A 12676-nucleotide genomic window follows, 5' to 3' on the forward strand; every position below is an offset into this window, starting at 1 on the left:
GGTTGCGGGGGGGGGGGGGGGGGGGGGGGGGGGGGGGGGGGGGCCCCCCCCGGGGGGGGGGGGGGGGGGGGCCCCGGGCCGGGGGGTTGTCCGTCCTCGGTCCGGCGATCTGGTCGGCTACAGGGTCGAACTGGGTTTCCGCCGGCCGCTGCGGGCGGACAACCCCCCGTCCCGTCCCCTTCCCGCCGTACGCGGCTGGCCGCAATGCCCACCGTCCGTGGTGGCTTACGGCCGTACGCGGCTGACGGTGGCGTCCTTGAGGGGCGCGGGGAACTGCGCGACCAGCCGACGGCGGCCCGCGGTCGCATACGGCGGGGACGGCCCACTTCCTCAGGGGCGCGGGGAACTGCGCGATCAGCCCACGGCGGCCCGCAGGTGCATACGGCGGGAGAGGGACGGGGCGCTGGTCAGCGGGTCAGGGCGTTCAGTTGGTCCAGGAACCACTGGGCCGGAGGCAGGGCGGTGGCGGAGGCGGCGAGTCTCTTGGTGCGTTCGGCGCGTTCGGCCGGGGGCATGGTGAGGGCGTCGTGGAGGGCGTGGGCCGTGCTCACGATGTCGTAGGGGTTGACCCCCAGCGCGTCCTCGCCGAGCTCCTCGTACGCGCCGGCCTCTCGGGAGAGGACCAGTGCGCAGCCCTGGTCGGAGACGACGGGGACCTCCTTGGCGACGAGGTTCATGCCGTCGCGGATGGGGTTGACGAGGGCGACGTCGGCGAGGCGGTAGGCGGCGAGGGAGCGGGCGAAGTCGTCCTGGACGTGGAGGACGACCGGGGTCCAGGTGGGGGTGCCGTAGGAGGCGTTGATCTCGTCGGCGAGGCGCTGGACCTCTGCCGTGTAGTCGCGGTAGACGGCGAGGTCCTGGCGGGAGGGGTAGGCGAAGGCGACGTGGACGACCTGTTCGCGCCACTCGGGGTGGAGGTCGAGGAGGTGGCGGTAGGCCAGGAGGCCTCGGACGATGTTCTTCGAGAGCTCGGTGCGGTCCACTCGGACGATGGCTTTGCGGCCCTCGCCGATCTCGGTGCGGAGGGACGTCATGCGGTCCTGCACGTCCTGCCGGTGGGCGCGTTCGCGCAGGAAGTCCGCGTCGGCGCCGAGGCCGTGGACGCCGATCCGGGTGTCGCCCGGGCCGCCGGCGAATTCCTCGCAGCACGCGGTGAAGGCGTTCGCCCAGCGGTGGGTGAGGAAGCCGAGGCGGTCCGCGCCGAGCATGCCCTTCAGGAGCTGGGCGGAGATGTCGTCCGGGAGCATGCGGAAGTACTCGGGCGGGGCCCAGGGGGTGTGGGAGAAGTGGCCGATGCGCAGGTCGGTGCGCAGGGTGCGCAGGAGGCCCGGGACCAGGGCGAGGTGGTAGTCCTGGACGATCACTGCCGCGCCCTCGGCCGCCTCGGCGGCGAGCGCTTCCGCGAAGGCCCGGTTGTAGGTTTCGTAGGAACTCCACTGGCGGCGGAAGTCCTCGTCGAAGACCGGTTCCAGTGGGGTCTGGTACAGCATGTGGTGGACGAACCAGAGGACCGAGTTGGCGATGCCGTTGTAGGCGTCGGCGTGGACGTCGGCCGGGATGTCCAGCATGCGGACGCCCGGCTCGCCCTCGCCGCGGCGGACGGCCTCGCGGTCGCCGTCGGACAGGGCCGAGCAGACCCAGAGGGCGCCGGCGTCCGGGCCGATCGCGGAGAGGCCGGAGACCAGTCCGCCACCGCCGCGTCTTGCGTGCAGCGCGCCGTCCTCGCGCAGTTCGTACGAGACCGGGCCGCGGTTGGACGCGACCAGCACCTGTGCACCGTGCGTGGAAGCCATAGCCCTCAACCTAGCCCGGCCCGGAAACGCTCAAACGCGCGTATCAGCCGGATACGGAGAGTTCGGGCGTCACGCGACCTTGCGTGACGCGTACTCTGCGATCTCCAGCATCGGCGGACGCTCCTCGGTGTCCACGGAGTAGGTGCGGGCCTCGAAGCCGTCCTCGCCCCGTTCGAACTGGGTGAGGGCGGGGCGGATGAGGTGGCCGCGGGCCAGGCGGAGCTGGGCCGTGCGGTAGATCGCCGCCGCCATGCGGCCCAGGGCCTGGCCGTCCTGGTGGCGGTGCTTGCGGACGCCGACGTCGACCTGGGCGAGGGCGTCCAGGCCCACCAGGTGCAGGGAGTCCACGAGCATGCCCAGCTCCACGCCGTAGCCGACGGGGAAGGGGAGCTGTTCGAGGAGGCTGCGGCGGGCCGCGTACTCGCCGCCCAGGGGCTGGACGAAGCCGGCGAGCTGGGGCCAGTGCATGTTGAGCAGGGGGCGGGCCATCAGCTCGGTGACGCGGCCGCCCTGGCCCTGGGCGCCGGCCAGGGGGCGGTCGTACATGCCCTTGACCAGGTCCACGTCGGGGTCGGTGAGCAGGGGGCCGACGATGCCGGAGACGAAGTCCGAGGAGAACTCCTTCAGGTCGGCGTCGATGAAGCAGACGATGTCCCCGCTGGTGACGAGGAGCGAGCGCCAGAGCACTTCGCCCTTGCCGGGGACGGACGGGATGCGGGGGAGGATGTCGTCGCGGTGGACGACCTTGGCGCCTGCCGCTGCGGCGACCTCCGCGGTGCGGTCGGTGGAGGCCGAGTCGACCACGACTATCTCGTCGACGAGGGGGACCTGCTGCATCAGGTCGTGGCGGATGATCGCGACGATGTCGCCGACCGTCTCCTCCTCGTTGAGCGCGGGCAGCACGACGGAGACCCTCAGGCCGCTCGCGCGCTTCGCGGCCAGGATCTGGTGGAGCGGGCGGTCGGTGACGGACCAGGAGCGAGTGGTCAGCCAGCGCTCGACTTCTTCCAGCACAGCCTGCGGCTCCTCTGCGTTCTCTCGGCGAGGGGGTCGGAAGTGATCCATCTCGCGGTTCGGACGGCTATCTCAACTGTCCTGGCCTTCGGTTACAGTCTTGAACAACGCTGATGACCATCGCATGTCGGGGGTCCTCCGCGTGGACAACTCCATACCGCTCATCCAGAGGGGCAGAGGGATACGGCCCGATGAAGCCCCGGCAACCCTCCAGTCGGTTCTCCTGACATTCGTGCAGCGAGGCTCCCGGCTAGGGAAGGTGCCAAATCCGTCTCACGGCGAGATGCGTCGTGAGGAAGATGAGGAGAAAGGGCCTCGCCTCACATGGCTGCGCAGACTGTTGCAACCTCCACCGATTCCACCGTCGACCTCGGGCCGGCCGCCGCCCTGAGCTGTCGCGAGTGCGGGCACCAGGTGCCCCTCGGACCCCTCTTCGCCTGCGAGGAGTGCTTCGGACCGCTGGAGATCGCGTACGACTTCTCCTCCTACGACGCCGAAGAGCTGCGCAAGCGGATCGAGTCCGGCCCCGCGAACATCTGGCGGTACGCGCCGCTGCTGCCGGTGCCCGCCGACGTGGCCGAGAAGCCCAACCTGAACCCCGGCTGGACCAAGCTCGTGCAGGCAGACAACCTGGCGCGCGAGCTGGGCGTGACCGGCGGGCTGTTCATCAAGGACGACTCCGGCAACCCGACTCATTCCTTCAAGGACCGGGTCGTCGCGCAGGCTCTCGAGGCCGCGCGTGCCTTCGGGTTCACCACCCTCTCGTGCTCCTCCACCGGCAACCTGGCCGGCGCGGTGGGTGCCGCCGCCGCTCGTGCCGGTTTCCGCTCGTGCGTGTTCATCCCGCACGACCTGGAGCAGGGCAAGGTCGTCATGGCCGCGGTCTACGGCGGCGAACTCGTCGGCATCGAGGGCAACTACGACGACGTCAACCGCTTCTGCTCCGAGCTCATCGGCGACCCGGCGGGCGAGGGCTGGGGCTTCGTCAACGTCAACCTGCGCCCGTACTACGCGGAAGGGTCCAAGACCCTCGCGTACGAGATCTGCGAGCAGCTCGGCTGGCGGCTGCCCGACCAGATCGTGGTGCCCATCGCCTCGGGCTCGCAGCTGACGAAGATCGACAAGGGGCTCCAGGAGCTGATCAAGCTCGGGCTCGTCGAGGACAGGCCGTACAAGATCTTCGGTGCGCAGGCCGAGGGCTGCTCGCCGGTGTCCACCGCCTTCAAGGCCGGGCACGACGTGGTGCGCCCGCAGAAGCCGGACACCATCGCCAAGTCGCTGGCCATCGGCAACCCGGCCGACGGGCCGTACGTCCTGGACATCGCGCGCCGCACCGGCGGTTCTGTGGAGGACGTGACCGACGAGCAGATCGTCGACGCGATCAAGCTGCTCGCCCGGACCGAGGGCATCTTCGCCGAGACGGCCGGCGGTGTGACCGTCGGCGTGACGAAGAAGCTGATCGACAGCGGTGTCCTCGACCCCTCGCTGACCACCGTCGTCCTCAACACGGGTGACGGCCTGAAGACCCTCGACGCGGTGGCCGGTACCGGTCTGACCGCCACCATCCGCCCCAACCTGGACTCCTTCCGAGAGGCTGGCCTCGCATGAGCGTGACCGTCCGCATCCCCACCATCCTGCGCACCTACACCGGCGGTCAGGCCGAGGTTCCCGCCCAGGGCGCGAACCTCGCCGAGGTCATCGCCGACCTGGAGAAGAACCACACGGGCATCGCCGCCCGGGTGCTCGACGACCAGGGCAAGCTGCGCCGGTTCGTGAACGTGTACGTCAACGACGACGACGTGCGCTTCGAGCAGGGGCTGGAGACCGCGACCCCGGACGGGGCCGGCGTCTCCATCATTCCGGCGGTCGCCGGCGGCTGAGACCCGCCCGCCCATTACCTTCGGTAAGGGTGGTCACCGAGAGTTCATCGAATTGCCCCCTCCGTGAGAGAAGCGGAGGGGGCAATTCTGCATGGTTGAGCACGGTAGAGTTGGGGAAGCCCGCCGCCTCCGTATGCCGGGTGCATATGAAGTCCGCTCGAGGATCCGTCGAGAACCGACGAGAAGCAGCCAAAGTGCCCGGCGGTTTTGCGCCTTTCGCTCCTTATGTGCGGCCCGACTTGCCCTGAAACAGGGTGAATTCTTGGCAAACTCCCGAACGCCTGCGTCCTGAATTCTCGTCCGATTGACCTGTTGCAGACGGCAGTTGGACAGATACATTCAGCCGCGGTCGACGCGTTCCGGCGCACGCCCCCGGCCAATGGGGGGTGAGGTCTGACCCGGGTCCGCGAAGTGTGGATCTGTGCAAGGGCCAGTAATAGGGGAGTTAGGCATGGCTCAGGGCACCGTCAAGTGGTTCAACGCGGAGAAGGGGTACGGCTTCATCGCGGTCGACGGTGGTGCGGACGTCTTCGTCCACTACAGCGCGATTCAGATGGACGGGTACCGCACCCTGGAAGAAGGCCAGCGAGTCGATTTCGAGATCTCGCAGGGCCAGAAGGGGCCGCAGGCGGACATGGTCCGGCTGGCGACCAGCTGAAGCACGCGTCGACTCACTGCGCGACGTTCTTCTTCGAAGGGCCCGCACCTCCCGGGGTGCGGGCCCTTCGTCCTGCCCGCAGTCTCCTGGACGTGCCGCTCGCCCGTGTCCTGTTCGCCTCCGGCTGATCCCCCCGGCCCGAACCCCGCGCCTGCGGCTGATCCCCCCGGCCCGAACCCCGCGCCTGCGGCTGATCCCCCCGGCCCGAACCCCGAGAGCCGCTTGCACTCGCAGGGGGCGAGTGCTAATCATTGCGTTAGCACTCTGAAGGTGAGAGTGACAACGAAGGACCGGGTCGGTGAGGCCGCAGGCCAAGTGGGGCAAGGAACCACGGGGCAGGCAGGCCGTCCGTCGCGGGCGCGGGCGCGGTCCGAAGGAATCACCCCCAGTCCTGGAGGGACCACTTCACATGGCCAAGATCATCGCGTTCGACGAGGAGGCGCGGCGCGGCCTCGAGCGCGGCATGAACCAGCTCGCGGACGCCGTCAAGGTGACGCTCGGCCCCAAGGGTCGCAACGTCGTCCTCGAGAAGAAGTGGGGCGCCCCCACGATCACCAACGATGGTGTCTCCATCGCCAAGGAGATCGAGCTCGAGGACCCGTACGAGAAGATCGGCGCCGAGCTGGTCAAGGAAGTCGCCAAGAAGACGGACGACGTCGCCGGCGACGGTACGACCACCGCCACCGTTCTCGCCCAGGCGCTCGTGCGCGAGGGTCTGCGCAACGTGGCCGCCGGTGCCAACCCGATGGCTCTCAAGCGCGGCATCGAGAAGGCCGTCGAGGCCGTCTCCGGTGCGCTGCTCGACCAGGCCAAGGAGGTCGAGACCAAGGAGCAGATCGCCTCCACCGCCTCCATCTCCGCCGCCGACACGCAGATCGGCGAGCTCATCGCCGAGGCGATGGACAAGGTCGGCAAGGAAGGCGTCATCACCGTCGAGGAGTCGCAGACCTTCGGTCTGGAGCTCGAGCTCACCGAGGGCATGCGCTTCGACAAGGGCTACATCTCCGCCTACTTCGCGACCGACATGGAGCGCATGGAGGCGGTGCTCGAGGACCCGTACATCCTCATCGCCAACTCCAAGATCTCCTCGGTCAAGGACCTGCTCCCGCTCCTGGAGAAGGTCATGCAGTCGGGCAAGCCGCTGCTGATCATCGCCGAGGACGTCGAGGGCGAGGCCCTGTCGACCCTGGTCGTCAACAAGATCCGCGGCACCTTCAAGTCCGTCGCCGTCAAGGCCCCGGGCTTCGGTGACCGCCGCAAGGCCATGCTCGGCGACATCGCCATCCTCACGGGCGGCGAGGTCATCTCCGAGGAGGTCGGCCTCAAGCTGGAGAACGCGACCCTGGACCTCCTGGGCCGCGCCCGCAAGGTCGTCATCACCAAGGACGAGACCACCATCGTCGACGGCGCCGGCTCCTCGGAGCAGGTGGGCGGCCGCGTGAACCAGATCCGCGCCGAGATCGAGAACAGCGACTCCGACTACGACCGCGAGAAGCTCCAGGAGCGCCTGGCGAAGCTCGCGGGCGGCGTGGCCGTCATCAAGGCCGGTGCCGCCACCGAGGTGGAGCTCAAGGAGCGCAAGCACCGCATCGAGGACGCCGTTCGCAACGCGAAGGCGGCCGTCGAGGAGGGCATCGTCGCCGGTGGTGGCGTGGCCCTGCTGCAGGCCTCCCAGGTCTTCGAGAAGCTGGAGCTCGAGGGTGACGAGGCGACCGGCGCCAACGCCGTGAAGCTCGCGCTGGAGGCCCCGCTGAAGCAGATCGCCGCCAACGGTGGTCTCGAGGGTGGCGTCATCGTCGAGAAGGTGCGCAACCTTCCCGTCGGCCACGGCCTCAACGCCGCGACCGGTGAGTACGTCGACATGATCGCCGAGGGCATCATCGACCCGGCGAAGGTGACCCGCTCTGCCCTGCAGAACGCCGCCTCCATCGCCGCGCTGTTCCTGACCACCGAGGCCGTCATCGCCGACAAGCCGGAGAAGGCCGCTGCGCCGGCCGGCGGCGGCATGCCGGGCGGTGACATGGACTTCTGATCCTCCCGAGGATCAGCGGCAGTCCTGCGCACGAGGGCGGCACTTCCTGTCTCCGACAGGGGGTGCCGCCCTTCGGCGTGTCCGGGGTCATAGGCAGGTACTTAAGAACCTGCAAGAATGCGCACTCACATACCGACCGGTTTCACCGGCGCACGACCTGAGGAGCCCCCACGTGAGCGTCACCGAGTCCCCCGCCTCCCGCGCCGCCGCGGTGCTGTCCCGGCCGATCACGCTGAACGGCCTCACCGTCCCCAACCGGATCGTGATGGCCCCCATGACCCGCATGTTCTCCCCGGGCGGCATACCGGGTGAGGACGTGCGCTCCTACTACGCCCGCCGCGCCGCGGCCGGCGTCGGCCTGATCGTCACCGAGGGCACCTACGTCGGCCACGACTCGGCCGGCAACAGCCGCCGCGTCCCGCGCTTCCACGGCGAGGAGCAGCTGGCGGGCTGGGCGAAGGTCGCCGAGGACGTGCACGCGGCCGGCGGCACGATCGTCCCGCAGCTGTGGCACATCGGCATGGTCCGCAACCAGGGCGACGGCCCGTTCCCCGACGCCCCCGCCATGGGCCCCTCCGGCCTGGTCACCGCGGGCGCCGAGCCCACGGGTAAGGCCATGACCCAGCAGGACCTGGGCGACGTCGTCGCCGCGTTCGCGCGGGCCGCCGCGGACGCCGAGCGCATCGGCTTCGACGGCGTGGAGATCCACGGCGCCCACGGCTACCTCGTCGACCAGTTCCTGTGGGCCGGCACCAACCGCCGTACCGACGCCTACGGCGGTGACGCGGTGGCCCGCACCAAGTTCGCCGCCGAGATCGTCGCCGCGGTGCGGGAGGCCGTCTCCCCCGAGTTCCCCGTCATCTTCCGCTACTCGCAGTGGAAGCAGCAGGACTACACCGCCCGCCTCGCCGAGACGCCCGAGGAGCTGGAGGCCGTCCTCACCCCGCTCGCGGCGGCCGGCGTCGACGTCTTCCACGCCTCCACCCGGCGCTACTGGCTCCCCGAGTTCGACGGCTCCGACCTGAACCTGGCCGGCTGGACGAAGAAGCTCACCGGCAAGCAGGTCATCTCCGTCGGCTCGGTCGGCCTCGACGGCGACTTCATCGGGGCGTTCCAGGGCGAGGGCGCGCCGCTCGGCAGCATCGACAACCTCCTGGACCGGCTGGAGTCCGACGAGTTCGACATGGTCGCCGTCGGCCGCGCGCTGCTCCAGGACCCGGAGTGGGCGGCCAAGGTGCTCGCCGACCGGACGGCCGAGCTCAAGCCGTACGACGCCGCCGCGCTGAAGACCCTCAGCTGACCTTCACAGGCTGCCGTTCAGCGGCTCGATGTCGACGCGGACCGGGGTGCCCCAGACACGCAGCACCTCGTAGTCGGTGAACTCGTGGACGAGCCGGTACGCCATCGCGGCCCGGGGGCCCCGGCGCTGGGCCGCGAGGTAGAGCTCCGCCTCGCGGCGGTCCCGCCGGGGCGTGCCGCACAGCTGCCACTCCTGGCCGTTCCACAGCTCCGGCAGCCACCGCTGCTGGGGCTGCGGCCGGTCGCCGCGCACCCCGTACCTGGACGGCGCGTTCTCCGCGGGCCGGGACGCGGCCGGACCGTTGATCTCGGCCCGCCGGGCCGCCCTGCGCCGCGTCTCGCACAGCAGGCACAGATCGGGCGCCGCGCTGTCGACCGGCCCGTTCGGGTGCTCGGCACAGCGCGTGGCGGGTGCTGCCGTGCTGATGCCCTCCTCCAGCAGGTCAAGGGCCCGTCGCAGATCCCCCTTCACCTCGTGCAGCCTGGCATCGGGCGTGTCGGCGGTCAGCGCCTCCCCGTGCTCCCCGAGGAGACGCAGGGCACGGCCTAGGGCGGTGAGCTGGGCGTGGTTCATGTTGTCCCAGGATAGGAGGTGCCGCCGATGAGTTTCCGGTGGCTTCCCGGTCTCAAGTCCTGGAGACGACTTCAGGAGGAGCCACATGAGTCAGCTGCTGCGCGTCCAGAATTTCTGTGTCTCGAGCGACGGGTTCGCCTCCGGGGAGGGGCAGAGCCTTCAGAGGCCGTTCGGGCATGCCGATCCGGGGGCGATGTTCTCGTGGGCCGGGGCCACGGCGAGCTGGCCCAACCGGACCGACCCCGGCGGGAGCCGGGGCCTCGACGACTACTTCACACGTGACTTCGCCCGGAACATCGGCGCCGAGATCATGGGGCGCAACAAGTTCGGGCCCCAGCGTGGCCCGTGGCAGGACCACGAGTGGCAGGGGTGGTGGGGCGACGAGCCCCCGTTCCGTACGCCGGTGTTCGTGATGACGCACCACCCGCGGCCCTCGTTCACCCTGTCCGACACGACCTTCCACTTCGTCGACGGTGATCCGCTCACCGTCCTGCGGCTGGCCCGGGAGGCCGCGCAGGGCAAGGACGTGCGGCTCGGCGGCGGCGCCACCACCGTGCGGGAGTTCCTGGACGCCGACCTCGTCGACACGCTGCACGTGGCCGTCTCCCCGGGCGTGAAACTCGGCTCGGGCGTACGGCTCTGGGAGTCTCCCGACGAGCTCCTCGACCGCTTCCACCTGGAGGTCGTGCCCAGCCCCAGCGGGGTCACGCACCATCTGTTCTGGCGGAAGTGAGCGCGGCCGAGCCCTGGGTCAGCCGCTCGTCGCCGACAGCGCCGCGCGCAGGTGGCCGCCCGACTCCTCCAGCAGGCGGGCGGCCGTCGGGCCGTCCACGTCGGCGAGGATGGTGAGGATCGCGTCCTTCACCTCCCCGTCGGTCGCCGCCAGCGCCGCTTCGATCTCGTCGGCCGTGGCCCCGGTGGCCAGCGCGACGATACGGCGGGAGCGGGCGCGCAGCTTCTCGTTGGAGGCCCGTACGTCGACCATGAGGTTCCCGTAGGTCTTGCCCAGCCGGATCATCGTGATCGTCGAGATCATGTTGAGGACGAGCTTCTGGGCCGTGCCCGCCTTCAGCCGCGTCGAGCCGGTGATCAGCTCCGGGCCCGTCACGACCTCGATGCCGTGCTCGGCGGCGGCCGCCAGCGGACTGCCCGTGTTGCAGGACAGGCCCACCGTGAGGGCGCCCAGCGACCGGGCGTGCTCCACCGCCGCCACGGCGTACGGGGTGCGGCCCGAGGCCGAGATGCCGATCACCGTGTCGTCGGGGGCGACCTTGAGGGCGTCCAGGTCCGCCCGCGCCAGCTCCTTCGAGTCCTCCGCGCCCTCGACGGAGGTCACCATCGCCTGGGGGCCGCCCGCGATCAGGCCGATGACCTGGGCGGGGTCGGTGTTGAAGGTCGGCGGGCACTCGGAGGCGTCCAGGACGCCGAGTCTGCCGGCGGTGCCGGCGCCGGCGTAGATCAGGCGGCCTCCGGTTGCCATGCGGTGGCTCACGGCGTCGATGGTTCTGGCGATTTCCGGCAGGTGCCGGGACACGGAGGCCGGGACCGTCGTGTCCCCTGTGTTCATCAGGCGCGCGATCTCCAGGGTGGGGAGGCGGTCGATCTCCGCGAGTTCCGGGCGGAAGGCTTCTGTGGTGAGGGTGTCCAGGTGGAGGTCTTCGGGAGTCATGGGGGGCGGCTCTCTCCGGGTTCAACTAAGACCGTAGGGGTTGTTCGTTGTGGTCGGGTGCCGGTTTGTTGTGGCTTGTCGCGCAGTTCCCCGCGCCCCTGACAGCATCCACTTCACCTGCGATGGCGATGTGCCAGTGCCTCGTACGACGCCGCCAGGGCCGGGGCCGCCGTTTCGTAGGTGCGTTGCATGACGCCTACGAACAGGCAGTCCACGACGAGGAGTTGGCTGGTCCGTGACGACATCGCGGCCGGTCTCAGCTCTGTCTCGCGGGCCGTGGACGTCGTCAGGACGTGGTCGGCGTACTGAGTGACCGGGGAGTCGGGGCGGCCGGTGATGGCGACGGTCGTGGCGCCGTGCTCGAAGGCGACGCGGAGGGGTTCTATGACGTCCCCGGTGGAGCCGGAGTGGGTGATCGCGATCGCCACGTCACCCGCCCTCAACTGCACCGCGTTGGTCACCGCGAGGTGGGGGTCGCTGTGGGCGTGGGCTATGAGGCCTATGCGCAGGAGCTTCTGGGTGAGGTCCTGGGCGACCAGACCGGAGGCGCCTATGCCGTAGACGTCGATGCGGCGGGCGGAGGCGGCCGCGGTGACGGCGGCGCCGAGCTGCACGGTGTCCAGGGCGGCGGCGGTGTCGGCGAGGGTCTGCTGTTCGTCGTAGGCCAGCTTCGCCACCACGTCCGCGATGGGGTCGTCGACGGCGATGTCGGTGGTGATGGAGGGCGCGCGGCCCGACTGCTGCTGGGCCGCGAGGCCGGCGAGGGCGAGGCGCAGGTCGCGGTAGCCGGGGTAGCCGAGCAGGCGGGCGGTGCGCACGACGGTCGCCTCGCTGGTGCCGGTCAGTCCGGCGAGGCCGGTGACCGTGAGGGCCGCGCAGCCGGCCGGGTCGCTCGCGACGGCCTCGGCGACACGCTGCATGGAGCGGGTCATCGAGGGGGCGAGGGTGCGGACCTTGGCGGCGAGGGCGGCCGGAGCGGGCGGGGTGTCGCCGCCCGAGGAGGAGCTGCCGCCCGACGGGGAGAAAGTTTCCTTCACTACACGGGTCACCCGTGAAAGATATTTTCGGCTCGGTGTCGCGGTCAAGAGTGCGCACAATGGGAGCTATGGAAGCCCTCAGCCCCTTGGAACAGGCCCTGCACGCTGCCCGCGCACTGGTGCTCGCCGACCTCATGGCGGGACGGGTCGCCGAGGCGGACGTCGTCTCACTGGTCGAGGAGTCCGTCGCGCAGCGCCGCTGGTGGGTGGAGCAGTGGCCGGAGGGCGCCCACTATGTGGCCGGGCTGGTTGCCCAGGACGTCCAGGACGCGCTCCTGGAGCGGTACGGGCGCTGGCCGTTGTGCCCGGTGTGCGGCTCGGGCGACCCGCACTCGCTGGACGTCGAGCCCGAACTGGGCCCCGACCCGCACTGGGTGTGCCACAAGGCCGGGGTGCGGGTGGCCCGGGTCGGCACGCTGGGCGCGGCCGGCGGGGCCACGTCCTCGTGACCGTCTACATCGACCCGCCCCAGTGGCCGGGGCACGGCCGGATGTGGTCCCACCTGGTCAGCGATGTCTCCTACGACGAACTGCACACTTTCGCCGACCGGCTGGGCGTGCCGCGCCGCGCCTTCGAACGCGACCACTACGACATCCCCGCGCACCGCTACCGGGACGTGGTGCGGGCAGGCGCCGTGGAGGTCAGCAGCCGCGAGGTGGTGCGGCTGCTGCACGGCGCCGGGCTGCGGCGCAGGAAGAACAACAGCTCGTAGCCGTCAGC

13 protein-coding genes and 1 riboswitch are annotated in these 12676 nt (G+C 70.4%); of the genes, 8 read left to right on the forward strand and 5 right to left on the reverse strand.

From position 1 onward, the window contains the following. Window positions 1–407: 407 nt before the first annotated feature. Both ACIQ6Y_RS22845 and ACIQ6Y_RS22850 read right to left on the reverse strand, forming a co-directional pair. Window positions 408–1793, reverse strand: coding sequence for a trehalose-6-phosphate synthase (locus ACIQ6Y_RS22845; RefSeq protein ID WP_404041785.1), 1386 nt, complete (start codon window positions 1791–1793; stop codon window positions 408–410). Window positions 1794–1862: 69 nt separating this feature from the next. Beyond that, complete coding sequence (locus ACIQ6Y_RS22850) at window positions 1863–2807, reverse strand: glucosyl-3-phosphoglycerate synthase (protein WP_404041786.1); 945 nt, start codon at window positions 2805–2807, stop codon at window positions 1863–1865. Window positions 2808–2965: 158 nt separating this feature from the next. Next, a riboswitch (SAM riboswitch) is annotated at window positions 2966–3113 on the forward strand. An 18-nt stretch (window positions 3114–3131) separates the two neighbouring features. Here ACIQ6Y_RS22850 and thrC point away from each other — a divergent pair. From thrC to ACIQ6Y_RS22875, 5 genes are all read left to right on the forward strand, one after another. Continuing rightward, window positions 3132–4415, forward strand: coding sequence for a threonine synthase (thrC, locus tag ACIQ6Y_RS22855; RefSeq protein WP_404041787.1), 1284 nt, complete (start codon window positions 3132–3134; stop codon window positions 4413–4415). Then, window positions 4412–4687 (forward strand): MoaD/ThiS family protein, encoded by a 276-nt coding sequence (locus tag ACIQ6Y_RS22860; RefSeq protein WP_404041788.1) that lies wholly within the window; start codon window positions 4412–4414, stop codon window positions 4685–4687. The genes thrC and ACIQ6Y_RS22860 overlap by 4 nt, the downstream gene beginning before the upstream one ends. 451 nt (window positions 4688–5138) lie before the next feature. Beyond that, window positions 5139–5345 carry a cold-shock protein gene (locus tag ACIQ6Y_RS22865; RefSeq protein WP_019057200.1) on the forward strand — a complete coding sequence of 69 codons (207 nt, stop codon included), beginning with the start codon at window positions 5139–5141 and terminating at the stop codon, window positions 5343–5345. A 409-nt stretch (window positions 5346–5754) separates the two neighbouring features. Next, window positions 5755–7377 carry a chaperonin GroEL gene (gene groL / locus ACIQ6Y_RS22870; RefSeq protein ID WP_404041789.1) on the forward strand — a complete coding sequence of 541 codons (1623 nt, stop codon included), beginning with the start codon at window positions 5755–5757 and terminating at the stop codon, window positions 7375–7377. A gap of 172 nt (window positions 7378–7549) precedes the next feature. Further along, complete coding sequence (locus ACIQ6Y_RS22875; RefSeq protein ID WP_404041790.1) at window positions 7550–8677, forward strand: NADH:flavin oxidoreductase; 1128 nt, start codon at window positions 7550–7552, stop codon at window positions 8675–8677. 3 nt (window positions 8678–8680) lie between these two features. Here the strand turns inward: ACIQ6Y_RS22875 and ACIQ6Y_RS22880 are convergent, their stop codons facing one another. Continuing rightward, the gene (locus ACIQ6Y_RS22880; protein ID WP_404041791.1) at window positions 8681–9250 is read right to left on the reverse strand and encodes a hypothetical protein; all 570 of its coding nucleotides are present in this window, start codon (window positions 9248–9250) and stop codon (window positions 8681–8683) included. Between the two features lie 85 nt (window positions 9251–9335). On the opposite strand from ACIQ6Y_RS22880, the gene ACIQ6Y_RS22885 reads away from it, so the two are divergent. Beyond that, a complete protein-coding gene (locus ACIQ6Y_RS22885) occupies window positions 9336–9983 on the forward strand; it encodes a dihydrofolate reductase family protein (RefSeq protein ID WP_404041792.1) in 648 nt (215 codons plus the stop codon). Window positions 9984–10001: 18 nt separating this feature from the next. Here the strand turns inward: ACIQ6Y_RS22885 and murQ are convergent, their stop codons facing one another. Together murQ and ACIQ6Y_RS22895 are read right to left on the reverse strand one after the other, a co-directional pair. Next, entirely contained in the window at window positions 10002–10919 is a 918-nt protein-coding gene (murQ, locus tag ACIQ6Y_RS22890) for an N-acetylmuramic acid 6-phosphate etherase (protein WP_404041793.1), read from the reverse strand. Between the two features lie 113 nt (window positions 10920–11032). Next, window positions 11033–11968, reverse strand: coding sequence for a MurR/RpiR family transcriptional regulator (locus ACIQ6Y_RS22895; protein WP_404041794.1), 936 nt, complete (start codon window positions 11966–11968; stop codon window positions 11033–11035). Window positions 11969–12024: 56 nt separating this feature from the next. On the opposite strand from ACIQ6Y_RS22895, the gene ACIQ6Y_RS22900 reads away from it, so the two are divergent. Further along, window positions 12025–12405 (forward strand): hypothetical protein, encoded by a 381-nt coding sequence (locus ACIQ6Y_RS22900; protein WP_404041795.1) that lies wholly within the window; start codon window positions 12025–12027, stop codon window positions 12403–12405. Then, window positions 12402–12668, forward strand: a complete 267-nt coding sequence (locus tag ACIQ6Y_RS22905) for a DUF4031 domain-containing protein (protein WP_404041796.1) — start codon at window positions 12402–12404, stop codon at window positions 12666–12668. Before ACIQ6Y_RS22900 ends, ACIQ6Y_RS22905 begins: the two co-directional genes overlap by 4 nt. The last annotated feature ends 8 nt before the right edge of the window (window positions 12669–12676 follow it).

It is taken from the genome of Streptomyces sp. NPDC096205 (genome assembly GCF_044763135.1).
GTDB lineage: Bacteria > Actinomycetota > Actinomycetes > Streptomycetales > Streptomycetaceae > Streptomyces.

Excerpts from the sequence above, each read along its gene's own strand:
- thrC (WP_404041787.1), top strand. The coding sequence starts at position 3,132 with ATGGCTGCGCAGACTGTTGCAACCTCCACCGATTCCACCGTCGACCTC.
- ACIQ6Y_RS22860 (WP_404041788.1), top strand. The coding sequence starts at position 4,412 with ATGAGCGTGACCGTCCGCATCCCCACCATCCTGCGCACCTACACCGGC.
- ACIQ6Y_RS22900 (WP_404041795.1), top strand. The coding sequence starts at position 12,025 with ATGGAAGCCCTCAGCCCCTTGGAACAGGCCCTGCACGCTGCCCGCGCA.
- ACIQ6Y_RS22885 (WP_404041792.1), top strand. The coding sequence starts at position 9,336 with ATGAGTCAGCTGCTGCGCGTCCAGAATTTCTGTGTCTCGAGCGACGGG.
- ACIQ6Y_RS22865 (WP_019057200.1), top strand. The coding sequence starts at position 5,139 with ATGGCTCAGGGCACCGTCAAGTGGTTCAACGCGGAGAAGGGGTACGGC.
- ACIQ6Y_RS22845 (WP_404041785.1), bottom strand. The coding sequence starts at position 1,793 with ATGGCTTCCACGCACGGTGCACAGGTGCTGGTCGCGTCCAACCGCGGC.
- murQ (WP_404041793.1), bottom strand. The coding sequence starts at position 10,919 with ATGACTCCCGAAGACCTCCACCTGGACACCCTCACCACAGAAGCCTTC.
- groL (WP_404041789.1), top strand. The coding sequence starts at position 5,755 with ATGGCCAAGATCATCGCGTTCGACGAGGAGGCGCGGCGCGGCCTCGAG.
- ACIQ6Y_RS22880 (WP_404041791.1), bottom strand. The coding sequence starts at position 9,250 with ATGAACCACGCCCAGCTCACCGCCCTAGGCCGTGCCCTGCGTCTCCTC.